Annotated in this window: 16 protein-coding genes; 7 read left to right on the top strand and 9 right to left on the bottom strand. The window is 50.0% G+C overall.

What is annotated here, in order from left to right; genetic code table 11:
• Window positions 1-14 precede the first annotated feature (14 nt).
• Together tilS and mdh are read left to right on the top strand one after the other, a co-directional pair.
• The gene (tilS, locus tag Q1B04_RS06055; protein ID WP_299756826.1) at window positions 15-1,346 is read left to right on the top strand and encodes a tRNA lysidine(34) synthetase TilS; all 1,332 of its coding nucleotides are present in this window, start codon (window positions 15-17) and stop codon (window positions 1,344-1,346) included.
• Window positions 1,347-1,498: 152 nt separating this feature from the next.
• Window positions 1,499-2,437, top strand: a complete 939-nt coding sequence (mdh, locus tag Q1B04_RS06050) for a malate dehydrogenase (protein WP_299756825.1) — start codon at window positions 1,499-1,501, stop codon at window positions 2,435-2,437.
• A 645-nt stretch (window positions 2,438-3,082) separates the two neighbouring features.
• Here mdh and Q1B04_RS06045 read toward each other — a convergent pair.
• From Q1B04_RS06045 to mutL, 4 genes are all read right to left on the bottom strand, one after another.
• Entirely contained in the window at window positions 3,083-5,677 is a 2,595-nt protein-coding gene (locus tag Q1B04_RS06045) for a BamA/TamA family outer membrane protein (RefSeq protein WP_299756822.1), read from the bottom strand.
• Window positions 5,678-5,842: 165 nt separating this feature from the next.
• Window positions 5,843-6,751, bottom strand: coding sequence for a rhomboid family intramembrane serine protease (locus Q1B04_RS06040; RefSeq protein WP_299756820.1), 909 nt, complete (start codon window positions 6,749-6,751; stop codon window positions 5,843-5,845).
• A gap of 6 nt (window positions 6,752-6,757) precedes the next feature.
• On the bottom strand, window positions 6,758-7,543 hold the full coding sequence (locus tag Q1B04_RS06035) for a rhomboid family intramembrane serine protease (RefSeq protein WP_299756818.1): 786 nt from the start codon (window positions 7,541-7,543) through the stop codon (window positions 6,758-6,760).
• Window positions 7,544-7,670: 127 nt separating this feature from the next.
• Complete coding sequence (gene mutL, locus Q1B04_RS06030; protein ID WP_299756816.1) at window positions 7,671-9,536, bottom strand: DNA mismatch repair endonuclease MutL; 1,866 nt, start codon at window positions 9,534-9,536, stop codon at window positions 7,671-7,673.
• Between the two features lie 428 nt (window positions 9,537-9,964).
• Between mutL and Q1B04_RS06025 the strand changes: the two genes are divergently transcribed.
• From Q1B04_RS06025 to Q1B04_RS06010, 4 genes are all read left to right on the top strand, one after another.
• Window positions 9,965-12,913, top strand: a complete 2,949-nt coding sequence (locus Q1B04_RS06025) for a glycoside hydrolase family 3 N-terminal domain-containing protein (protein WP_299756814.1) — start codon at window positions 9,965-9,967, stop codon at window positions 12,911-12,913.
• Between the two features lie 73 nt (window positions 12,914-12,986).
• Entirely contained in the window at window positions 12,987-14,123 is a 1,137-nt protein-coding gene (bshA, locus tag Q1B04_RS06020; RefSeq protein WP_299756811.1) for an N-acetyl-alpha-D-glucosaminyl L-malate synthase BshA, read from the top strand.
• A gap of 121 nt (window positions 14,124-14,244) precedes the next feature.
• Window positions 14,245-16,137, top strand: a complete 1,893-nt coding sequence (gene serA / locus Q1B04_RS06015; protein WP_299756808.1) for a phosphoglycerate dehydrogenase — start codon at window positions 14,245-14,247, stop codon at window positions 16,135-16,137.
• Window positions 16,138-16,256: 119 nt separating this feature from the next.
• Window positions 16,257-17,351, top strand: coding sequence for an aminotransferase class V-fold PLP-dependent enzyme (locus Q1B04_RS06010; RefSeq protein ID WP_299756806.1), 1,095 nt, complete (start codon window positions 16,257-16,259; stop codon window positions 17,349-17,351).
• Window positions 17,352-17,427: 76 nt separating this feature from the next.
• Here the strand turns inward: Q1B04_RS06010 and Q1B04_RS06005 are convergent, their stop codons facing one another.
• The gene (locus tag Q1B04_RS06005) at window positions 17,428-17,970 is read right to left on the bottom strand and encodes a hypothetical protein (RefSeq protein WP_299756804.1); all 543 of its coding nucleotides are present in this window, start codon (window positions 17,968-17,970) and stop codon (window positions 17,428-17,430) included.
• A gap of 158 nt (window positions 17,971-18,128) precedes the next feature.
• Here Q1B04_RS06005 and Q1B04_RS06000 point away from each other — a divergent pair, with 158 nt between their 5' ends.
• Window positions 18,129-18,476, top strand: a complete 348-nt coding sequence (locus Q1B04_RS06000) for an iron-sulfur cluster assembly accessory protein (RefSeq protein ID WP_299756802.1) — start codon at window positions 18,129-18,131, stop codon at window positions 18,474-18,476.
• A gap of 171 nt (window positions 18,477-18,647) precedes the next feature.
• Here Q1B04_RS06000 and Q1B04_RS05995 read toward each other — a convergent pair whose 3' ends face one another.
• The 4 genes from Q1B04_RS05995 to dnaJ form a co-directional block, all read right to left on the bottom strand.
• Window positions 18,648-19,529 carry a ChaN family lipoprotein gene (locus tag Q1B04_RS05995; RefSeq protein WP_299756800.1) on the bottom strand — a complete coding sequence of 294 codons (882 nt, stop codon included), beginning with the start codon at window positions 19,527-19,529 and terminating at the stop codon, window positions 18,648-18,650.
• Window positions 19,530-19,625: 96 nt separating this feature from the next.
• On the bottom strand, window positions 19,626-20,984 hold the full coding sequence (locus Q1B04_RS05990; RefSeq protein WP_299756798.1) for an ABC transporter permease: 1,359 nt from the start codon (window positions 20,982-20,984) through the stop codon (window positions 19,626-19,628).
• The gene (locus Q1B04_RS05985) at window positions 20,977-21,888 is read right to left on the bottom strand and encodes an ATP-binding cassette domain-containing protein (protein ID WP_299756795.1); all 912 of its coding nucleotides are present in this window, start codon (window positions 21,886-21,888) and stop codon (window positions 20,977-20,979) included. Before Q1B04_RS05985 ends, Q1B04_RS05990 begins: the two co-directional genes overlap by 8 nt.
• A 193-nt stretch (window positions 21,889-22,081) precedes the next feature.
• Window positions 22,082-23,230 carry a molecular chaperone DnaJ gene (gene dnaJ, locus Q1B04_RS05980; protein WP_299756792.1) on the bottom strand — a complete coding sequence of 383 codons (1,149 nt, stop codon included), beginning with the start codon at window positions 23,228-23,230 and terminating at the stop codon, window positions 22,082-22,084.
• Between the last annotated feature and the right edge of the window lie 3 nt (window positions 23,231-23,233).

Here is a 23,233-nt window from a genome sequence, read left to right as displayed (position 1 = left end):
CCAGCCGCTGCTTTATGCTACAGAAAGTTTCAGGTTTCATACAATCGCAAGGCCTTTGTGCGCCTACGGATAAAATTTTAGCAGCCGTTAGCGGCGGCATCGACTCAGCGGTGCTCTGCGAAATACTGCACCAGCTTAAGTATGACTTTGCGGTGGCGCACTGCAATTTCGGGCTGCGCGCCGAGGATGCCGAAGCCGACCAACTGTTCGTCAAAAAACTGGCCAAAAAGTATGATGTGCCGTTCTTTACCGAAAACTTCGCCACCCGTGCCTTTGCCGAGCAGGAGAAGCTATCAACCCAAATGGCTGCCCGCACCCTGCGCTACCAGTGGTTTGAGCAGGTGCGCCAACAGGAAGGCTATCAGTATATTGCCACAGCCCACCACAGTAACGACCTGACCGAAACCATATTGCTACACCTGACCAAAGGCACCGGCATTGCGGGTCTGCACGGCATTCCGGCCAAGAACGGCCACATTATCCGCCCCATGCTTGCGGTTACCAAAGACGATATTTACGAGTACGTGACGGAGCGCAAGATCATCTGGCGCGAAGACAGCTCTAACGAAACCACCAAGTACCAGCGCAACAAAATACGCCACGAGGTGATTCCGGTGCTGAAGGAGATAAACCCGAGCCTGGAGGAAACCATGCAGCACACCGCCGAGCGTGTAAGCCATGCCGAAAGCATTGTAGCCGCTTACATTGAGAACCTGCGCGAGCAAAGTGTAAAAGAGTATGAGAATGCCACCTACATCTCGCTGGTGCCGCTGCAGAACGTGACGGGCCTGCCGGTGGTGCTGCACGAGCTGCTGCGGCCTTTCAACTTCAGCTATAGTGTGGTGCTGGAGCTGGTGGAGGCGCTGGAGGGTATTTCGGGCAAGCAGTTCGACTCGCCGAGCCATACGCTGGTAAAAGACCGCGACCAGCTGGTAATTACACTGCGTAACCTAAGCAGCTTCGGAAGTATACTTATACAGGAAGGCGACACGGAAGTTGAAGCCGGAAACCATACTTTCAGCATTAAATACATTGATGCCGACAAGTATAAACTCAACACAAAACCATACGTGGCTGCCCTGGATGCCGATCAGCTGAGGTTCCCCCTGAAGCTGCGCAGTTGGCAGGAGGGCGACTGGTTTGTGCCGCTGGGCATGAACGGTAAGAAAAAAATCAGCGATTTACTGATCGATAAGAAAGTACCCGCCAACCTAAAGGGCCAAACGCTTGTATTAGTCTCTGACCAGTCTATTGCCTGGGTAGTGGGCCAGCGCCTGGATAACCGCTTTAAAGTAAATGAAAAGACTGAGCGGGTGGTGGAGATTTCGCTAAAAAGCATCGCATAGCGCGTATCAGGTATCACGCGCATTTTGAAGTCAAAAAAGCCGTGGTGCGTGTGTCGTGATACTTGATACAAAAACGAAGTTTTTTACAATAGATTTTTCTACTTTTACAGGACTTAAACGAATCTCAAACTATAATAAAACTATATCCGAACATGAAAGTAACCGTAGTTGGAGCAGGTAACGTTGGGGCTACATGCGCCGATGTGCTGGCTTACCGCGAAATCGCGAACGAAGTAGTACTAGTGGATATTAAAGAAGGATTTGCTGAAGGCAAAGCTCTGGATATCTGGCAGAAGTCGCCAATCAACCTTTACGACACACGCACTGTAGGTGTAACAAACGATTACAGCAAAACCGCAGATTCTGACGTGGTGGTAATCACATCGGGCCTTCCTAGAAAGCCAGGCATGACCCGCGACGACCTGATCTCTACCAACGCAGGTATTGTGCAGTCGGTAACCGAGAACATTGTAAAGCACTCTCCTAACGCCATCATTATTGTGGTTTCTAACCCACTGGACGTGATGACGTACGCAGCCCATATTACCTCTAAGTTGCCACGCACCCGCGTAATGGGCATGGCCGGCATCCTGGATACGGCGCGTTACCGTGCGTTCCTGGCTGAGGAGCTGAACGTATCTCCAAAAGATATCCAGGCAGTACTGATGGGTGGCCACGGCGACACCATGGTTCCGCTTCCGCGTTACACAACTGTTGGTGGCATCCCGGTAACTGAGCTGATCGAGGAAGATAAACTGAACGCAATCGTAGACCGCACCAAGAACGGTGGTGGCGAGCTGGTAAAACTAATGGGTACTTCTGCCTGGTATGCACCGGGTTCCGCAGCTGCTCAGATGGTAGAGGCTATCGTGCGCGACCAGCGCCGTGTGTTCCCGGTTTGCGTGAAGCTGGAAGGCGAGTATGGCATTGACGGCGTATACTTAGGCGTGCCGGTTATACTTGGCAAAAACGGTATCGAGAAAATCATCGAGCTGCAGCTGAACGAAGACGAAAAGCAACTGCTTGAAACATCGCGCGGCCACGTAAAAGAAGTTATGGATGCTTTAGACAACATGTCTGCCAAAGCATAAGTAACGCATACTTATTGATACTGAAATCGCCGCTTCTTTTCAGAAGTGGCGATTTTGTTTTTACAGGCCTCGCAGTGTGCGAAGCTTCTGCAAGTGTCAAAATATATAAGTTAGAGTAGATTACCCTCCTGGCGCAAGTATTTATACTTGTGCCTTTTTATGATGTTGAGTTTGTAACTCAATTGGCTTGAAAAGCCATATTTTATACTTTGGCTATACTTAATGCCTGTCATCTATACTTTAGCCACGGCTTCCATTAGCTTAAAATAGGCTATAATTGCTAGCTACTTTTCATTCACGGTTTTACAACCTGCTCGTTTCATTTCTGGCTTTGGCTCCCTCCAGGCCGGGAGGCCTCGTCTTCCCGCATCGCGCTGTGTATTGAAGCTGCCATCGCTCCGCTGCAGGCTGCCCCTCGGGCACCGCATCAATACAAGGCGCTCAACGGAAAGACTGGGATCAGATCGATAGCCCCTGCTGATGCAACTAGAACCGAACTCCTTCCCCTGTTTTTAGAGGAGGGCCGGGGTGAGGTGAAAATGCACTCGCCTTAGACTACCTAGAACGAGAGTTAGAAGGTGGCGAGCATAGCTCTGGGCCAGGAGTGATTGGACTCAGTGCTTCTCACCGCATTTCTAAATAGGCTTAAAACCTAAACCCTACCGAAAAGTATGGCAGCACGCCATCTTCTGAGAAGCCGACAACGCCGTGCAAAAGTATAAGTTCGGCAGGCAAGACATAAAAGCCTCCGCCAAAGCCATGATGCAGACCGCCGCCGTCTTCGCCTCCCTCTGCCCAAACACGCCCTACATCATTGAACCCGATCAGGCCAACAGAACCCGGAAACAAGTATGATTTAAAGTCGAATAGTTTGAGGCGCAGCTCCAGGTTATGAAACAGCATCTGCTCCCCCGCAAAGCGATAGTTTCTGTAGCCGCGAAGGTTATCCGTGCCGCCCAAGTATAAAAGCTGGAAAAAAGCAGGGTCTCCGTAGGTGGTGCCGCCGCCAACCCGATTGGCTACTACAAAGTTTTCGCTCAGTTTAAAGTATATACCTACCTCAGAGCGTAGCTGCGTGTACTTTTCCTTTTCGTTGTTTAGCTGCCCTACACTGCGCAGGTTTGCACTCCAGTACATCCCTTTGGATGGCTGTATACTATTATTGCGTGTATCTAATGTAAAGCCGCCAACCAAACCGCTGTAGTATTTGCTTGTAAACAGGGTTTCGTCCGGGTTTTGCTCCTGATACAGGTTAATAAAGCGCCCTTCATTGTCGCCGGGTTGCATGCTGAAAAACTGACCCGTAAGGCCGCCATATACCTGAAACCGTTGCGTAAGCTGCCGCCGTAGCACCACCTGCGCCTCCACAAAATCGTAGCGGGTGCGGTAATAGCGTATAGGCCGGCTTCCGGTGTCTATAAAATCGGTGTTGTTGCCCACACCGAAAAAGTTGCTGGTGTTGTTAGGAGCCTTGGCATCAATCTTTACGCCTAAGTCCAATTTGCCCAGCAGTTGCGGAAAATCGCCTTCGTAGCTCCCGAAAAAAGCATTGGTTGCCAGCGCATGGCCAACCATAAGCTTATGCTGCGCCGCATAGGGCTCTTTTCTGAAACCGTGTTTGGTGTACCTAAATCCCAACCCCAGCAAAATACCGTCGTCAAAGTTATACCCTACAGTACCTAGCGGCATGAGCTGGTTATACTTAAAACTGCGCGGATCATAGTTGTTTACACTTGTATCGGTAGATACCCGCAGCTTTGCCATACTTTTATTAGGCAACGTATTTTCCTGGTCAGATCGGTCGTAGATCAGCAGCTTGCCTTTGTTCCGAAAATCACTGGCTATGTTAAATGTATCGGCACTTCCGCCCCCGATTAACCGTGTTTTTATACTTGATTTACCGTTACCCTGCACCGTGAAGACATCCTCATCGCCACGCCCGTACAAACGCAATTCATCGGTAACCTTTGGGTTGAAAGTACGATCCAGCAGCAACCGGTCGCGCGTGCCTTCTTTCAGTATCTTGTATACTTTAAGGTTGATGTCGCCGTTTGGCAGGTAGTTCAGCACAAACTCCTCGTGCTTATCAGAGCCTGGTATATCCACAGCCTTTGCCAGAAAACGATAGTAAGTAACTGCCTGCTCCTGCAAGTTATCGCGACGGGCCTTTATAATGCGTGCTATTTCCGGCCCGCTTTGCTCATATACCGGAGATGGCATACTGCGCACGGCCCTGTCAATTAGATTATCAGTTAGCTGCTGCTGCACAAAACGCACCTGCTCTAACCAGTCTTCCTCACTCAGGTGCGACATAAACATGCGGTCGAAGTAGCGGGCATTAAAGTTAAAGCCCTCAATACCGCGTATCTCCTCATCAAATCCTTGAAATTTGGGCATAATCCACTTCCGTGAGCCGATCTTTGGGATAACACCTTCGTTTTTAAAGAAAATCTGATCGCGGTCTCTGGGAATAGGATCGTAAAGTTTTCCGATTTCATCCTCCAGATCGCGCCAGCGCCACTGATCCTCATGGCGGTCCCAGTCGCCGACCACCATATCCAGCAGCCTTGCCCGCAGCACGGCGTGTTGGTTTACACGGTCATCATTGTCATCTTCCAGCTTCTCCAGCACTGTTTCTGTGTTGTCGGTATCCACACCGTTGCGAATCGGCTCCCGCTCCTCAAAAAGGTATACGGCATTGGCATAATAGGCCAATGAGTCTGCTGCTAGCGCTGGGCTATCGGGCAAGTATACTATCTCAGGGTTGGTGTGCAGCACATTCAGCGCCTCGGCCAGCGGGGGCACAACCAGGGCTCCAAAAGGATGTGACGCAGAAATCTGGTCCTGCACAATATCTTTGGCCACAGTTTCGCGCAGGTTCTCCGGCAGGGCTTTTTCCGGATCTTTCTGCACCGTGCGCAGCACCCATTCTCGGCCTGTTGCGTCCTGCAGGCGCAGTGATTTGGTTTGCTGCCCACCACCGCGCTTTAGAATCCTCATTCCGCCCTGCTCCTCATCAAGCCTGAATACCCGCATTTTTACAGGTGTAGCCCAGAGGTTACGGTAATTGTAGCCAAACCAGAAACGGTGGCGCTTGGTCACATCATCGTACTCAGGGGCGATGGCTACCGTAATGCTATCCTGTTGGGGTGATATGTTTTGTGCAGCGGCCACATGGCAGCACAGCCAGCAGCTGAGCAGCAGGCCCCAAAAATTGCACTTCTCTATACTTGGTTTCATAAAATCTTTGTGATTGCAAGATTATACTTAACTGCCGCTGTAGGGTTTTACCTAATGCTGCAGTTGCAGCAGCTATATCGAGCTAACACGCCTATACTTACCTACTCACCAAGTATGTGCATAAAAAAAACGGCACCACTTTGGGAGCGGTGCCGATTTTAAAATTTAGTCTTTCTGACTTGCCTGGAAGAGTTTCTGTTTTTCCTCTTTGGAGAGGCTCTCGTAACCAGAGCTGGATATTTTATCTAATATGCGGTCTATTTCGTGCTGGTCTGGCGTGCCGGGCCGGCTGCTGCTCCTGCCGTTGGGTTTGGTTTTAGCCCCTCCGGTAAAGCGGCTATGGGTAACCCTGAGCGTAGGCTTGCGCTTAAACAGGTTGGCGAAAAAATCGAAAACAGCCATTATTGGGCGCCCCATATCGTTGCCGCGCTGCAGCTGCTTAATAAACAGCCAGCCTATCACGGCCCCGCCAATGTGTGCAATATTACCTCCTGCGTTATCGCCTACAGCGCCTGATATAGAGAGCAGCACCAGAAAAGCCGCAATATACTTTATCCTGACAGGGCCTATAAGTATAAGGTTGAAGGCAAAGTTAGGCAGCAGCGTAGCCGCACCTACCACAATAGCCAACACACTTGCCGAGGCCCCGATCATAAACGAAAAAGCCGCCCGGTCTGCAAAGTATGGTATAAAGTTGTAGCTCAGCATGTACAGCACACCACCCGCTATACCGCCCAGAAAGTAGAGGCTCAGCAGCTTTCTATCGCCCAGGTACTCGCGCAGCAACTGACCAAACCAGTAAAGGTTCAGCATGTTAAAGATGATGTGCAGAAAACCCTCGTGCGTAAAGAAATACGTTATGAGCGTCCAGGGGCGGGTTATAAACAAGAGCGGGTCAGAGTTAAGCGCCATAAAGCGCATGATCAGATTATAGACCCAGGTGCCGCTCGTCAGGATCAGGATGGTGCGCGTCACGATCAGCACCACAAACACAATCACGTTGATGAGTATGAGCTGCTTGAGCGTGTTGTTGGGCTGCCGGAAAGCGTTTTTTATATCGTTGGTTATACTCATTATACCTTAGTAGTTACTGTAATCGTTGCGCTGCCACATTCTTACAAGTATATACGCGAACAGCATGCCGCCGAGGTGTGCAAAGTGTGCTACGTTGTCGCCGGGTACTCGGTTGAATCCGGCATACAATTCATAGGCCCCGTAGAACAGCACAAAGTATTTGGCCTTTATAGGAATGGGCAGAAAGAGCAGGAACAGCTCCAGGTTCGGGAATAGCAAGCCGAAAGCCATCAGAATACCGAAAACAGCCCCGGAGGCACCTACAAGTGGACTATTATAGATAGCAACGTATACTTCCTTTACCTGATCTATAGTTGCTTCTATGTATCGCGGATCGTTAACATTCTTTTTATAGGCTACAGCAAGGTCACGTCTAAAGCCTTCATCTACGTGTTCATCCATATAATTAGCAAATGCCAGGGGAGATGGATTTTCAATATAGTATACTGTTTCTTCTTCTAATTTATTTAACTCATACGCTCTTACGCCTGTGTAGAGAATACTTGCTCCCAATCCTGTTATTAAATAGAAAATCAAGAATCTCTGCGCTCCCCAAAACCTCTCAAGCATTGGCCCAAAAATAAAAAGGCTAAACATGTTGCTGAAGATATGTCCCCATGAACGTGTGTCATGCATAAACATATGAGAAAGCAACTGAACAGGCTTGAAGTAGTCTGATGCAAAATAGTGCAGTGCGAAATCGCGTACGCCTATTACTCCGCTAAGCTGCAATAAATAAACGACCACGTTGATGATCAGGAGGTTCCTGACCATAGGGGTGATATTGAACATGCTTTTATCGTTAGTTAAAGTATAAACCCTGCGTTAGCTTAACTTCAGGTTTGCACTTTAGATCAATAGTAGATTCGGATACCCAGCCTTTGCCGGAAAAACAACCTTTTAACAACCAGCTGTCAAGTTAGTTTTTCAGGAAAAGATCATGCAGCTGGCTCAGCTCCATAATAACCAGTGTCTTTTGCCCGCCAGGCGTATAATTTGGCACCTGGCACGCAAAAAGCTTGTCTACGAGCGAATTCATTTCAAGGTCGCTCATACGTGCCTGCGAGCGTGTCGATAACCTTTTTGCCATGGCGCGGGCCAGATTTTCCCGTTTATCAAGCTTTAACGTAGCCGAGTTGTTTTTGTATTGCTCAATCAGCTCCTCCAGCAACTCTTTCTCGTCAGCGGCATGCACATCGGCAGGTATACCGTTCAGTATGATGGTGTTGCCGCCAAAATCCTCGAACTGAAAACCCATATCCTTAAACTCTGCCGCCAGTTCTTTTATCAGCACAGCATCCGTAGCCGAAAGCTCCACGGTTTGCGGAAACAGCAGCGCCTGCGAGGCCCCGGTTTTTTTCTGAAGCGACGCGATATACTTTTCGTAAAGTATACGCTCCTGCGCCGCCTGCTGGTCTATCACCATCATACCCGACTTTACCTGCACCAGCAGGTACTTCTGGTGTATCTGAATTGCTTTTTTAGTGGAGGCAGGCGCTGTGTCAGCAAAGGCATCGCTCAGCAAGCCTGTTTCTGAGCTGGCCATACTTATACGCTCCTCCTGCTGCGCCTCCTTTGGCGGCTCGTACAGCTGCTCCCAACCCCTGGAGGTGGCGCGCTTTGTAGTAGTGGCCGGAGGCGTAAACCCCGGAAACGAGGTACTGCCGCCACTGCTCCTGCCGCTACCTAAAGATTTGCGTTCCGGCTCAAACTCGCTGTTAAAGCCGCCCTGAAGGCGTATAGGCTGTAACGGTGCATAATTTACGTCCTGCTCAAAATCCAGCGAAGGGGCAATATTGTAGGCTCCGAGGGCGCGCTTTACGGCTGCATGCACAATGGCATACACGGTTTTTTCATCCTCAAACTTTATTTCTGTTTTGGTAGGATGTACGTTGATGTCGATCTTCTCCGGGTCGATGTCGATGAAGAGCACGTAGAACGGGTGATTGTCCTTAGCCACTAGTCCTTCAAAGGCCGTCATCACGGCATGGTTCAGGTATCCGCTCTTCACGTAACGGTTGTTCACGAAGAAAAACTGCTCTCCGCGTGTTTTCTTAGCATGCTCAGGTTTACCCACATAGCCTTTTACCACCAAAAAGCCTGTGTCCTCCTCGCAGTATGCCATCTGGTTTTTATAGGTGCTGCCAAAGATGCTTACAATGCGCTGGCTCAGTTTGGTGGCCGGCAGGTTAAACACCTCCATTTCGTTGTGGTGCAGCGTAAAGGTAACATCCGGGTAGGCAAGGGCTACTCGCTGGAACTCCTCCAGAATGTGGCGCATTTCCACTGCGTTGGATTTCAGGAAATTACGCCGGGCAGGCACGTTGTAGAACAGGTTCTTTACAGCAATAGAGGTACCCTCGGGCGTTACCACCGGCTCCTGCAGCACCACCTCTGATCCCTCTATCAGCAGTTTTGTACCAGTATCGGCACCGTGCGGCATTGTTTTAAGCTCTACCTGCGCTACCGCACCTATAGAAGCCATGGCCTCGCCCCTAAATCCCATCGTCCGGATCCGGAAGAGATCTTCTGTGCTCCGGATCTTGGAGGTGGCATGGCGCTCGAAGCACATGCGGGCATCCGTCTCGGTCATACCTAAGCCGTTATCCACCACTTGCACCAACTGCTTGCCCGCCTCCTTCACAATCAGCTGCACGGTAGTAGCCTGCGCATCAATCGCGTTCTCCAGCAGCTCCTTCACCACGGAGGCAGGGCGTTGCACCACCTCACCAGCTGCAATCTGGTTGGCAAGGAAATCAGGCAGTAAATGTATGATATCAGGCATCCGCTTTTCTAACTCCTTATTACTATATAGTTTTTTTCATTCTAAATCAGCCTGTTCTGCCATTGTGGCTAAATATTTGCTTATACTTATTTGTAAATACAGAACTAATTTAGGATTAAAATTATTATTAAATTACAGACTGCTGCCAGTCAGAGGCTGGGGCAGCTGCTAACTGATTCGCCTCTCCTTTCATCTTAAAAAGTATGGCGATAAGTTGTATCATTGCCGGGGCACGTGGCGTTAGCAAAACAAGGCTACCCTTTGAGGCCACAATAGCTGCAGATAGGCTGTCAGGAAGTTTTCCTTCTTCTTATCAGGCCAGTTAATAAAAAAGCCGGCTATCAGACTTTTATTTCTGTATTTCCGAACCGCCTAATGCAAAATTAGGCTTAATTTTGACTTGTTCCAATTAATAAATAGTAGCGTAGATGTTGAAGAGTTTTAGTGTAGGTGTGTTGATTCTTGTTTTCCTTGTCATGGGGCCCCTGATGTCATTTAATCCATCAGAGGAGATTATTGCGCCCCCTCGGGAACAGCAATGGGTCGACAGTGTGATGACCTCGCTTACTCCTTCACAACGCATTGGCCAGCTGTTTATGGTGGCCGCCTACTCCAACAAAAATCAGCAGCACATAAGTGAGATAGACTCGCTGGTGGGCCAGTATGGCATTGGCGGCATTATGTTTATGCAAGGCGGACCTATGCGCCAGGCCAAGCTTACCAACCGCTTCCAAAGCCAGGCTAAAGTACCGCTTTTAGTGGCCATGGATGCTGAATGGGGCCTGAACATGCGTCTGGACAGCAGCATGCACTTTGCCCGCCAGATGACGCTCGGAGCCATGCATGACGACCGCTATGTATACTTAATGGCCCGTGAGATTGCTTTGAAGATGAAGCGCCTTGGCGTGAACGTGAGCTTCTCCCCGGTTCTGGACGTAAACAACAATGCTAACAATCCTGTTATCGGTACCCGCTCCTTTGGGGAGACTAAAGAAATTGTGAGCAGGTATGGCATCGCCTATATCCGTGGTTTACAAGACCATGGTGTGATGGCTGTGGCCAAGCACTTTCCCGGACACGGAGACACCGATACCGATTCCCACTACAACCTTCCTGTTATCCAGCACAACATGCAGCGCCTGACAGATGTGGAGCTATACCCGTTTAAGCAGTCTTTCGATGCCGGTGTAATGGGTGTGATGGTGGCGCATTTATACTTGCCTTCCGTAGACTCCACCAAAAACCAGGCTGCCACGCTTTCTAAACCCATAGTTACCGGGCTCTTAAAAGATAAGATGAAGTATAGAGGCCTTGTTTTTACCGATGCCTTAAATATGCAGGGCGTTAGCCGCTACTATAAACCAGGCGAGGTAGACTTAAAAGCGCTACTAGCTGGTAATGACGTACTTCTGTTTCCGGAAGATGTTCCCACTGCCGTAGATAAAATATCAAAAGCTGTAAAAAAAGGACAGATTACCCAAGCTGAAATAGACCAGCGGGTGCGAAAAATCCTGCACGCTAAGTACTGGGCCGGCTTAAACAAGTATAAACCAGTAAAGCTGGAGAACCTGCAGGAAGAGATTGACCGCCCAACCAGCCGAGTGATTCAGGAGCAACTTTACGAGCATGCTGTTACGGTAGTAGAAAACAAAAGCAACCTTATTCCTTTCCGCAACCTGGATACGCTCAGCATTGCCTCTGTGGCCATAGGCACTTCAGCGGATAATACTTTTCAGGAGGCAATGGCCAATTATGCACCTGTTAACCGTTTCAGCATTCCGAACCGCTACGCCCCTGATTCTGCCTTTACCAACATTATACCGCAACTGCAGCATAACAATGTGGTGGTGGTAAGCATCCATGGCATGAACAACACGCCTGCCAAAAACTTTGGCATCGGAACAGGCACACTCGCTTTTATCCAGTACCTGCGCGAGCGCACCAACAAAAAAGTAGTGGTGGCCGTGATGGGCAACGCCTATAGCCTGAAACTTTTTGAGGGCAATGAGTGGCTGGTAAGCGGCTACGAAGACAATCCTGTGTCGCAATCCTTGGTGCCGCAGGTGCTGTTTGGTGCCCGTGCCGCACAAGGCAAGCTACCTATCTCGGCCTCCGCGAAGTATACTGCTGGCACAGGCCTGCCTACCGCTACGTTAGGCCGCCTGAAGTATGGCGTTCCGGAAAGTGTGGGCATGGACTCCAACACACTTGCTCAGATTGACAACATTGCCACAGAGGCTATTACTTATGCCGCTACGCCAGGTATGCAGGTGCTGGTGGTAAAAGATGGTACTGTGGTGTACAATAAAACCTACGGGCACTATACTTACGATGCGGTTAAGCCCGTAACCAAAAACACCATTTACGATATTGCCTCTATCACTAAGGTGGCCGCTACCCTGCAGGCAATCATGTTTCTGAAAGATCAGGGCAAAATTAATCTGGACGAGAACCTGGCCACTTACCTGCCTGAAGTAAAAGGCACGAACAAAGCCAACCTTAAAATGCGTGATATCCTGGCGCACCAGGCCGGCCTGAAACCTGGTATCCCTACCTGGCAGAAAACGATAGACAACCGCAAACTGAAGCAAACCTTCTACGCCAGCACACAAAACGACATGTACATGAACGAGGTGATACCGGGCGTATACTCCATAAACTCCATGGAAGACTCGCTTTGGTCCTGGACGGTGAAGACGCCGCTGCTACCCAAGCAAAAAAGCGGTACTTACAACTATGCCTACAGCGACCTTGGTTTCTATATTATGAAGCGGGTGGCAGAAACCATGCTAAACCAGCCTATTGAGGAGTTCCTGGACCAGAACTTTTATGCTCCGCTTGGCCTTAGCACGCTAACCTATACACCGCTGCTTAGACACCCGCGCGAAATCATCGCTCCGACAGAAGACGACAATTACTTCCGTAAAAACCTGATTCGCGGTACGGTGCATGATCAGGGTGCCGCCATGATGGGCGGTGTGGCAGGTCACGCGGGTTTGTTCTCCAATGCCAACGACCTGGCCATACTCATGCAGATGAACATGAACAACGGCAACTACGGCGGCCACAGATACTATACTTCTGATGTCGTGTATGAGTTTGCAACGCGGCAGTTCGACACCAGCCGCCGTGGTTTAGGCTGGGACAAACCCGCCCCAGACGGCAATGGGCCAACATCAAGCTTAGCCTCGCAGAGTACGTTTGGGCACACCGGCTTTACCGGAACAGCCGCCTGGTCAGACCCAGAGAACAAGCTGATCTACATCTTCCTGTCTAACCGGGTATACCCGGATGCCAGCAATAACAAGCTTGTAAAGTATAACATCCGTACCAGAATACATGATGTGATCTACAAGGCGATGGTGCCTAAAACATAAAAAAAATCAGTAGTTTAGCGAGTGCAGCAACAAAAAGGGGCTGCACTTGTTGTTTTGCCATACATCCTGAACTATGAGAATCGGTATAGTCTGTTACCCTACTTTTGGCGGCAGTGGCGTGGTAGCCACTGAGCTTGGTAAAGAACTTGCCCTGAAGGGCCACAAAGTACATTTCATTACCTACAGCCAGCCTGCCCGCCTCGATGTTTTCAACGAGAATCTTTTCTATCACGAAGTATACATCCCTACCTACCCGCTGTTTCAGTACCCGCCTTATGAGTTGGCGCTGGCAAGCAAGATGGTAGATATTGTGCGGTTCGAGAAGCTGGACGTGCTGCACGTGCATTACGCTATCCCGCATGCTTCGGCGGCTTACATGGCCAAGCAAATTCTGCGCACAAAGGGCATCAACATCCCTATTATCACCACGCTGCACGGCACGGACATTACGCTGGTAGGCAAAGACGCCTCTTTTGAGCCGGTGGTTACCTTCAGCATAAACCAGTCTGATGGCGTAACGGCGGTTTCCGATAGCTTACGCTCCGAAACCTACGATTTTTTCCAGATTGAGAAAGACATTGAGGTTATCCCCAACTTTATAGACCTGGAGAAGTTTAAGCGGCAGAAAAAAGAGCATTTCCGCACTGCTATAGCAGCAAGCAACGAGAAATTACTGGTGCATACCTCCAACTTCAGAGGAGTGAAGCGTGTGGAAGATGTAATCCGGATTTTTGCAAAAGTACACAGCAAAATACCGAGCCGCCTGCTGCTGGTAGGCGATGGCCCCGAGCGCCCTAAAATGGAGAAGCTATGCCGCGAGCTGCAAATTTGCCAGGATGTGCGCTTTTTAGGCAAGCTGGAGGCTGTGGAGGAGGTGCTCTCTATTGCCGACCTCTTCCTGATGCCATCTGAAAAAGAAAGCTTCGGTCTGGCAGCCTTAGAGGCCATGTCTTGCGAGGTGCCGGTTGTTTCCTCTAACGCAGGCGGTATACCGGAGCTTAACATTAACGGCGTAACAGGTTTTGCAAGCCCTGTAGGTGCTGTGGATGAGATGGTTGAAAACGCCCTCCACATATTAGACGATGAAAACCTTCCAAAATTTAAAGCCAACGCCCTAATACGCGCCAAGGACTTCGACATCAAGAAGATCGTACCTATTTACGAGCGTTTCTATCAGCGCATTATAGATGAGCAACTGGCAATACTATAAAGGCTTACACGCTACAAAAGCTTAATTTCAAAAAGAACCGGCCTGCTGCTGCAAGGTCGGTTCTTTTTTTATACCTTACAAGCTTAATCTCTCCTTAAGCCTTTTTAAGCTATTTGTATTTATGAGTAAGGATAAATACTTCATCATTGATTTTGACAGCACCTTTACACAAGTTGAGGCACTAGATGAACTGGGGGCTATTTCGCTCCAAAACCACCCGGAACGCGAACACATACTGGAACAGGTAAAGCAGATTACCGACAGTGCCATGGCCGGCCAAAGCTCCTTCTCGGAGGGGCTGACGCAGCGCCTTAACCTCCTGCAGGCACACCAAAACCACCTGCCGCAGCTCATCAGCACGCTTAAAGACAAAGTATCAGAGTCCATCCGCCGCAACCGCGATTTTCTGCAAGCCTACGCCGACCAGATATTTATTATCTCCAGCGGGTTCAAAGAATTTATTGTCCCTATTGTAACAGAGTATGGCATTAAGGAGGAGAATATCTACGCCAATACGTTTGAGGTAGACGAGCAGGGCAATTTAGTTGGTTTTGATGAAGCAAACCTGCTGAGCCTGGATAAAGGCAAGATTAAACTGCTGGAACATTTGGCCTTGCCTGGCGATGTTTACGTGCTGGGCGACGGCTACACCGATTATGAGATAAAAGAAGCCGGACTGGCAAATAAATTTTACGCGTTCACAGAAAACGTGGCCCGCGAGAGTGTAGTGGCTAAAGCAGAACATATTGCCCCAAGCCTCGACGAATTCCTGTATCAAAATAAATTACCCATGGCCATATCATATCCTAAAAACCGCATCAGCGTGCTGCTGCTCGAAAATGTGCATCCGCAGGCTGTTGAGCTGTTCCGCAGAGAAGGCTATCAGGTAGAGACCATCAGCGGAGCCCTGGATGAGGACGAGTTGTGCGAGAAGATCAAGAACGTGTCTATACTTGGTATCAGAAGCAAAACCCACTTAACGCGTAAGGTGCTGGAGCATGCCAACCGCCTGATGTGCGTGGGCGCCTTCTGCATCGGCACAAACCAGATTGATTTAGATGCCTGTCTGGAGGCCGGTATTACGGTTTTCAATGCTCCTTATAGCAACACCAGAAGTGTGGTGGAGCTGGCTTTGGGCGAGATTATCATGCTGAGCCGCGGCGTAGTGGACAAGAGCAGTAAAATGCACCTGGGCCAGTGGGATAAATCGGCAAAAGGCAGCTTTGAGGTGCGCGACAAAAAACTAGGTATTGTGGGCTATGGCAATATCGGGGCGCAGTTATCGGTGCTAGCGGAGGCCATGGGCATGGAAGTATATTATTACGATGTGGTAGAGAAGCTACAGTTAGGTAATGCCCGCAAGTGCAGCACCCTGCGCGAGCTACTGGAGAAAGCCGATATCGTAACACTGCACGTGGATGGCCGCCCAGAAAACAAAAACATGTTTGGGGCAGCAGAATTTGCCGCTATGAAAGACGGCGCCATCTTCCTGAACCTGAGCCGGGGCCATGTGGTGGATATCGAGGCGCTGGTGCAAAGTATGAAATCAGGTAAGATAAGCGGTGTGGGCGCGGATGTGTTTCCTGAGGAGCCTGCCACCAACAGCGACCCGTTTGAGAGCGAATTGTGCGGATTGCCCAATGTCATACTAACGCCGCATGTTGGGGGCAGCACATCGGAGGCGCAGGTTAACATCGCCAATTTTGTTCCGAACCGTATCATGGACTATATCAACTCGGGCAATACCTACGGCAGCGTAAACTTCCCGAACCTGCAGCTGCCGGAGCTGAAGAACGCACACCGTCTCATACACATACATGCCAACGTGCCGGGTGTGCTGGCAAACATCAACCAGGTGCTTGCCAAAAACCAGGTAAACATCTTGGGCCAGTACCTCAAAACAAACGAACATGTAGGCTACGTAATCACTGACATTGATAAGGCTTACGACAAGCAAGTAGTAGGTGACATGAGGCAGGTGCCGCACACTATCAAATTCCGCATACTATATTAGAGTTAATTCAGGTTGATTTTATACTTTGAACAAGCAGCTTTACCATCTTTCCGGAAAAGGAAAACCTTTCATAAGTAAAAAATCAGCCTAAGCCATAACATCATACTTTAGCAGTAGCCATGAACAACAAAGTATACTTTACCCCTGGCCCATCGGAGCTTTACCCCACTGTGCCGCAGCACCTGCAGGAAGCAATGGCCCAGAAAATCGGGAGCATTTCGCACCGCAGCAAGCAGTTTCAGGAGATTTACGCTAGTGCGGAAAGCGGACTGCGCGAGTTGTTGCAGTTGCCGGATGAGTATGAAGTATTCTTTGTGTCGTCGGCTACGGAGGTTTGGGAGCGGGCTATGCAGAACAACGTGCGCCGGGAGAGCTTCCATTTGGTAAACGGCTCTTTCTCGAAGCGATTTTATGAGATGGCGCAGGAACTGGGCCGTGAGGCGCAGCAGCACGAGGTGCCGTTTAGCCAAGGCTTTGAGCTGGAAAGTATACATGTGCCGGAAACGGCGGAGTTAGTGGCCCTGATCCAGAACGAGACAAGCTCAGGCGCTTGCCTTCCGGTGGAGGATATCAGCAGATTCAGGGGAAAATCACCGGCGGATGCGCTTATTTATGTGGATGCCGTATCATCGCTCCCCTACCCTGCATTCGATTATTCTAAGGTCGACTCAGTTTACTTTTCGGTGCAGAAGTGCTTCGGCTTACCGGCGGGTTTGGGCGTATGGCTTGTAAACGACCGCTGCATGGCCAAAGCCCGAGATATGCAGGAGAGCGGCATTTCTATCGGCTCTTACCATACGTTACCCTCGCTCCAGGAGAAGGCTCTGCAAAACCAGACCGTAGAAACTCCGAACGTGCTCAATATATACTTGCTGGGCAAAGTACTGGAGGACATGAACCGCATTGGCATTGCTACTATCCGGCAGGAGACAGAGGCCAAGGCAGCAGCAGTATACGCTTTTCTGGAGCAGAGCAGTATCTTTTTGCCAGCCGTGCAGAAACCGGAGCATTGCTCTAAAACCACTATTGTAGCCAACACCACTATTCCAGCCTCTGAAGTAAACAAGCACTTAGCCAAGTATGATTTGCAGGTAGGCAGTGGCTACGGTAAGTATAAAGAGAGTCAGATCCGTATTGCCAACTTTCCGGCGCATACTATGGAGCAAGTGAAGAAACTGCTAGAAAAGCTGCGGGAGTTAGAGGGTTTAGCATAGCACAAACCAATGTTTGCGCCATAGACTTTGGTTTGAAAAGTCACTTTTTAACTCTCAAACTCCTAAACTATCTAACTTAAAATGTTTGCCTTACCTCCTGTTTCACAAAGTTGATAGCCTGAGCTGTAGGATCCTGCTCATTTACCAGCACAGTTTCCAGCACGCGTTTGGCCAGGTCAGTGCCACGGGCACCTTCGGGTAGCTCCTGGTACGTTTTGTTGATGAGCTTCACCACATCTTCGCGGGCGTGGTTTACCTGCTGCCAGGCCTGCTCGCTCATATACACCTGCTGCGACATGTTATGGTTAAACTCGTTTCTTATCTCGGAGAGCAGCAAACGGTGGTATTCTGCAGCAGTTTGTCCGGCTGGGCTTACCCGCAGCAGCAGGTTGCTAGGCGTTATACGCTCCAGCAGCAGCACCACCCGCTCGTAAGCCTGCAGCCTAATGGGCGTAACTACTTCTGATTCTTTGCTATTTTTTTGCTGCACATGCTCCGCCCGCAGTCGTTCTTCGCGCTCATAGTGTTTCTGCAGTAAATAATACAATCCGCCTACCAGCACCAGCGCAGGCAAAGCAAGTTTTATAAGTTCTATCAGTAAAGCGAAAAAGTCAGCCATATTTTCAGTGTTTGAAAGTATAAATATCGCAAAAAATTAATTCTAGATGCATGAATCATTTCATAGCTTTGCCTGTTTACTAAGTACAACGTAGCGTTGGCAAGCATCTTTGTAGATAATTGCTTAAGTTTGTGGCTACAAATAAAGACATTTATACTATGGCAACAGAAACCAAAACTGCACCTATAACCCTGACACCAAAAGCCTTGGAAGAGGTGAAGAATATATTGAAGGAAAAGAACGTACCAGCTGAGTATGGTCTGCGCATTGGCGTGCAAGGCGGTGGCTGCTCCGGACTTTCTTACTTGCTTGGCTTTGATAAGCCGAAAGAGTCTGACGAAACGTTTCAGTTGGACGGCGTAACTTTGATTATGGACAAAAAGCACGGCATGTATGTGATGGGCATGGAAGTGGATTTCCAGGACGGCCTGAATGCACGCGGTTTTACGTTTAACAACCCACAGGCTACCAGCACCTGCGGCTGCGGAAGCTCATTCTCAGCTTAAAAAAGAAACCTTCTTTCTCTCTAGATAGACAAAGCCCGGCTGTATAGCCGGGCTTTGTTGTTTTATACCAGATGCTCGTAAGTTTTCAATATTACTTCTATACAGGTCTCCAAAGTATAAAGCTTTGCACTTCTCCTCACTTTCTAACTCTTTAACTTTTAACTTTCTAACTTAAAAGGTTCTCGTCATGCTTTCAGGCACTACAAGTATAAAGTCAGCTTTATTTTGGTGCTCCTCTGCTAAATTCTCCAGATCTGCCTGCAGCACGGTGGTAATGGTGCGGGTTTTTACCTGCGGTCTTAGCTGTTTCAGGTACCAGCCGATGCCCTCGAAGTTATCAGAATGGTAAGCGCCGTTCAGGTGAAGCACCTGCCGCCCCTGCTGCACCTGCCCAAGTATAAAATGAGCCATGGTAGCATCTTTCAGCGCCTGCGCCTGCACAATGTTCTGGCTTTTGGTATTGCCGTGCGTGCTGCTGCCAAACATGCGCATCATACCTTTGTAGCCTGGCAGTTCCATATCTACAGTAATCGGAAGCGGAGCAATGTACTGCTTTGCTTCCTCCGAAACATCTTCTAAAGCCGCCAAACCTCCTGCTGATACCATGGCGGCATAGCGGCGCGGCACGTTGGTAGCGACAAACGGAATTTTCTGCTCTCTGGCAAAGCGAACAACAGGCCTGTAGTCGGTGGCGTAATTTGGCCACGGCCTTGCCTCTTGCTCAAAATTCTTCTCCGGTGCCTGGCCTGCCAGGTACTCGTTCAGCACCAGTTGCACATCAGCTTCAAACATCTCGGCTCCAATGGCAAAGTTCTGCCGGTTTGCCTGGTGCAGGTCTTTTGCCACCTCCAGCTGCAGCCAGTGCGCAATCGGGTCGTTGTGCTGCTCTCCGAAGAGTACTACCTCCGCCTCCTGCAGCTCTTTCAGCATTTTGCCGTAGTTTATACTTTTGCCCTCCGCCGTAAACAGGCGGTAAGCCGGTTTTTCCTTTTTCTGGGCCATGCCTACAGTTGTAATCGTTATTAAAATAAGCGCCAGGAGTTTATACTTCATTCTTATTTGAGTCTGATTTATACTTCAAGATAACAAAAATAGCCAGCACCTAGGGCACCGGCTATCTTTATACTTTGCTTTACAAGGCACAAACACTTACACCCTATAAAACAACCACTTAGACAGCTCCTTATAGTTCACTTTTTTGCCATACATCAGGATGCCCACGCGGTAGATGCGGCTGGCGATCCAGGTGGTGAACACGAAGCCGGCTACCAGCAGCCCCATCGAGAGCAGCAGTTCCCAGGTAGGCACGCCAAACGGCACCCGCACCATCATCACAATCGGTGAGGTGAGCGGAATCATCGACATCCAGAAAGCTACAGGCCCGTCAGGGTTTTTGAGCACGATGGAGTAAGACATAATGAAGGCGATGGCCAGCGGAATGGTGATGGGCATCATGAACTGCTGCGTGTCTGTTTCGTTATCCACCGCTGCCCCTATTGCCCCAAAAAGCGACCCGTAAAGCAGATAGCCACCCAGGAAGTAAAACAGGAAGCTGAAGAAGATCAGCGCCACCGGCAGGTTGGCGAAGCTCGTCTTGATGTCGTTGAAAGTGCTGGCAAACTCATCCTGCCCCTCGGGGTTTTCCATGGATGCAGGGTCTTTCAATGCGGTTTCCTCGCCCTGCGCTGCCACTTGCCCCGCCGCATACTGCGCCGCCGGCGAGGGTGCTGCATCCACCCCAAACGCTGCCGACACAGCCGTTACAGCCATAAACGAAAGTATAACCCAGAGCAAAAACTGCGTCAGGCCCACCGCAGCAATGCCCACAATCTTGCCCATCATCAACTGGAAGGGCTTCACCGACGAGATCATCACCTCTACAATGCGACTGGTCTTCTCCTCTATCACCCCGCGCATGATCTGCACCCCGTACAGGAAGATGAAGAAGTAGATGATCACGGCCCCTGCCACACCGGCCACCGAGGTAATGATGGCATTGTTGTCTTTCTCACCCTGGTCGCTCAGGTTAATGGCCGTCAGGCTTACGTTGGCCTTTATCTTGTCCAGGGTTTCGCGGTCCAGGCCGGAGGCCAGGTAGCGCTGGTTCTCTATCTCCTTCTCCAGCATGTTCTCCAGCCGCACCTGCGTCTGGATGCTGATGTTCTTCTTGCCGTACACCACAAAGCCCTCCGGGTTGCTCAGGTCCATCTCCGGTATGTAGAGCAGGGCCGTGTTATCGGTTTCCTGGTAAAGCATCTTGGCCTGGTCCAGCGAGCCAGCCAGCGGGATGAACTTGACGTCCTTCTTGTCCTGCAGTTTGCCCTCAAACAGGCCGCTCTCGTCCAGCACCATCACCGTCTCCGCCTCATCCGACATGGTAATCAGCAGGCTCGGCAGGATCATGAACGCGGCCAGCAGCAACGGCGTGAGCAGCGTCATGATGATGAAGCTCTTCTTGCGCACACGCGTCAGGTACTCTCGTTGTATAATCAGCCAGATTTTATGCATGGTGTGTTTCCTTTACTTTTCGGATGAAGATTTCGTTTATACTTGGCACCAGTTCCACAAAAGAGTGCACCTCTACGCGCTGGATCAGGTAGCGCAGCAGGTCGTTGGGTGAGGTGTTGTTCAGTAGCCGTACGTTGGCCCTGAAGATGCCGTGGTTGCTATGCTGCTCCAGCACCTCAAAGTCAGGCGAGGTGATCATGAGCTGCCCGTTGCCGATAATTTGGTAGGTATCGGTTTTATACGTATCCCGTATCTCCTTCACCGGCCCGTCCAGCACTTTCTGCGCACGGTTAATTAAAGCAATGTTATCGCAAAGTTCCTCCACCGACTCCATACGGTGCGTGGAGAAGATAATGGTAGCGCCCCGCTCACGCAGGCTCAGGATCTCGTCTTTTATCAGGTTGGCATTAATGGGATCAAAGCCCGAGAAAGGCTCATCCAGAATAATCAGCGAGGGTTCGTGCAGCACGGTGGCGATAAACTGCACTTTCTGCTGCATTCCTTTAGACAGATCCTCGATGTTCTTATCGAGCCACTCACGTATCTCAAAACGATCAACCCACGCTTTTATACGCGCGGTAGCCTCGCTTTTGCTCAGGCCCTTCAGTTGCGCCAAGTATAGTAACTGTTCGCCAACTTTCATTTTCTTATACAGGCCGCGTTCCTCTGGCAGGTACCCCATTTCTTTAATATGATCGGGCTTCAGGCGCTCGCCTTTAAAGTATACCTTGCCGCTGTCGGCGCCGGTAATTTGGGTTATAATCCGGATGAGGGATGTCTTGCCTGCACCGTTGGGGCCAAGCAAGCCGAAAATGCATCCCTGCGGAATTTCGAAGCTCACGTTGTCGAGGGCAGTGTGGTTGGCGTAGGTTTTGGTTACACCATCAATCTTCAGAATACTCAAGGGTGTTTGGGTTTAGTTTACTCAAATATAAATATTATGGCGCAGATATACCTGTTAGGCTATACTTATTCGACAAAGCCAAGTATAAAACGGATGAATCCGAGATTTAAGCCGGAAGGCACGATAAAAAAGAAAGCCCGGCCTTCCGTTTATACGGAAAACCGGGCTTAAATCTATAGTTACGGAAGGTCCTTTACTGGAAGTAATCCTTCACCTTCTCAAAGAATCCTTTCTCGTTCTTACCGGGGTTCGGGGTAAAGTTGCTGGAGTAACGCAGGCCTTCCAGCACTGCTTTCTCGTCGCTGCTCAGGCTCTTCGGCGTCCATACATTTACGTGGATCAGCTGATCGCCTTTGCCGTAACCGTTGATGTCCTGGATACCTTTGCCGCGCAGCCTGAAGATCTCACCGCTCTGCGTACCTGGCTTTATGTTGATCTTCACCTTACCTGAAATTGTCGGTACTTCTACCTCAGCGCCCAGGGCCGCATCTACAAAGCTGATATATTGCTCAAAGATCACGTTGTTGCCTTCGCGCTTCAAGGTTGGGTGCGGCTCCTCCTCAATCTGTATCAGCAGGTCGCCTGGCACGCCACCGCGCTCCGGCACGTTGCCCTTGCCGCTCATAGACAGCTGCATGCCGTCCATTACGCCGCCCGGCACGTTGATCGAGATCACCTCTTCCTGTAGCTCTCTTCCACTACCATGGCAAGCTTCGCAGTTGTTGGTTACAATGCGGCCTTCGCCGTTACAGGTAGGGCAGGTTGCCGTAGACACCATCTGGCCGAGCATGGTGTTTACCACCTTTCGCACCTGACCCGAGCCTTGGCAAGTGCCGCAGGTTTGCATGTCAGTGCCGTTCTTGGCGCCATTGCCACCGCACGTGCTACACGCTACATAGCGCTTTACCTTTATTTTCTTCTCTACGCCGTTGGCTATCTCCTCCAGGTTCAGTTTTAGCTTGATGCGTAGGTTAGAGCCTTTGCGCTGACGGCGACCACCGCCACCACGACCGGAACCACCGAAGAAGCTCTCAAAGCCACCGCCGCCAAATATATCGCCGAACTGCGAGAAGATATCGTCCATGTTCATGCCGCCGCCGCCGCCGCCGAAGCCGCCGTTCATACCCTGATGGCCGAACTGGTCGTAACGCTGGCGTTTCTGCTGATCGCTCAGCACCTCGTAAGCCTCCGCTGCTTCTTTAAACTTATCTTCAGCAGTGGGGTCGTCCGGGTTCTTGTCTGGGTGGAATTTTATGGCAATTTTGCGGTAAGCCTTCTTTATCTCCTCCTGCGTGGCGCTTTTGCTTACCCCCAAAATCTCGTAATAATCTCTCTTAGCCATAGC

The sequence above is a fragment of the uncultured Pontibacter sp. genome, from assembly GCF_947495565.1.
In the GTDB taxonomy this organism is placed as follows: domain Bacteria; phylum Bacteroidota; class Bacteroidia; order Cytophagales; family Hymenobacteraceae; genus Pontibacter.
This window is presented reverse-complemented; position numbering and strand designations above follow the sequence as displayed.

Coding starts and splice junctions, on each gene's coding strand:
- Q1B04_RS06040 (WP_299756820.1), bottom strand. CDS start 6,751: ATGAGTATAACCAACGATATAAAAAACGCTTTCCGGCAGCCCAACAAC.
- Q1B04_RS06045 (WP_299756822.1), bottom strand. CDS start 5,677: ATGAAACCAAGTATAGAGAAGTGCAATTTTTGGGGCCTGCTGCTCAGC.
- mdh (WP_299756825.1), top strand. CDS start 1,499: ATGAAAGTAACCGTAGTTGGAGCAGGTAACGTTGGGGCTACATGCGCC.
- mutL (WP_299756816.1), bottom strand. CDS start 9,536: ATGCCTGATATCATACATTTACTGCCTGATTTCCTTGCCAACCAGATT.
- tilS (WP_299756826.1), top strand. CDS start 15: ATGCTACAGAAAGTTTCAGGTTTCATACAATCGCAAGGCCTTTGTGCG.
- Q1B04_RS06005 (WP_299756804.1), bottom strand. CDS start 17,970: ATGGCTGACTTTTTCGCTTTACTGATAGAACTTATAAAACTTGCTTTG.
- Q1B04_RS06000 (WP_299756802.1), top strand. CDS start 18,129: ATGGCAACAGAAACCAAAACTGCACCTATAACCCTGACACCAAAAGCC.
- dnaJ (WP_299756792.1), bottom strand. CDS start 23,230: ATGGCTAAGAGAGATTATTACGAGATTTTGGGGGTAAGCAAAAGCGCC.
- Q1B04_RS05990 (WP_299756798.1), bottom strand. CDS start 20,984: ATGCATAAAATCTGGCTGATTATACAACGAGAGTACCTGACGCGTGTG.
- serA (WP_299756808.1), top strand. CDS start 14,245: ATGAGTAAGGATAAATACTTCATCATTGATTTTGACAGCACCTTTACA.
- bshA (WP_299756811.1), top strand. CDS start 12,987: ATGAGAATCGGTATAGTCTGTTACCCTACTTTTGGCGGCAGTGGCGTG.
- Q1B04_RS06010 (WP_299756806.1), top strand. CDS start 16,257: ATGAACAACAAAGTATACTTTACCCCTGGCCCATCGGAGCTTTACCCC.
- Q1B04_RS06035 (WP_299756818.1), bottom strand. CDS start 7,543: ATGTTCAATATCACCCCTATGGTCAGGAACCTCCTGATCATCAACGTG.
- Q1B04_RS06025 (WP_299756814.1), top strand. CDS start 9,965: ATGTTGAAGAGTTTTAGTGTAGGTGTGTTGATTCTTGTTTTCCTTGTC.
- Q1B04_RS05995 (WP_299756800.1), bottom strand. CDS start 19,529: ATGAAGTATAAACTCCTGGCGCTTATTTTAATAACGATTACAACTGTA.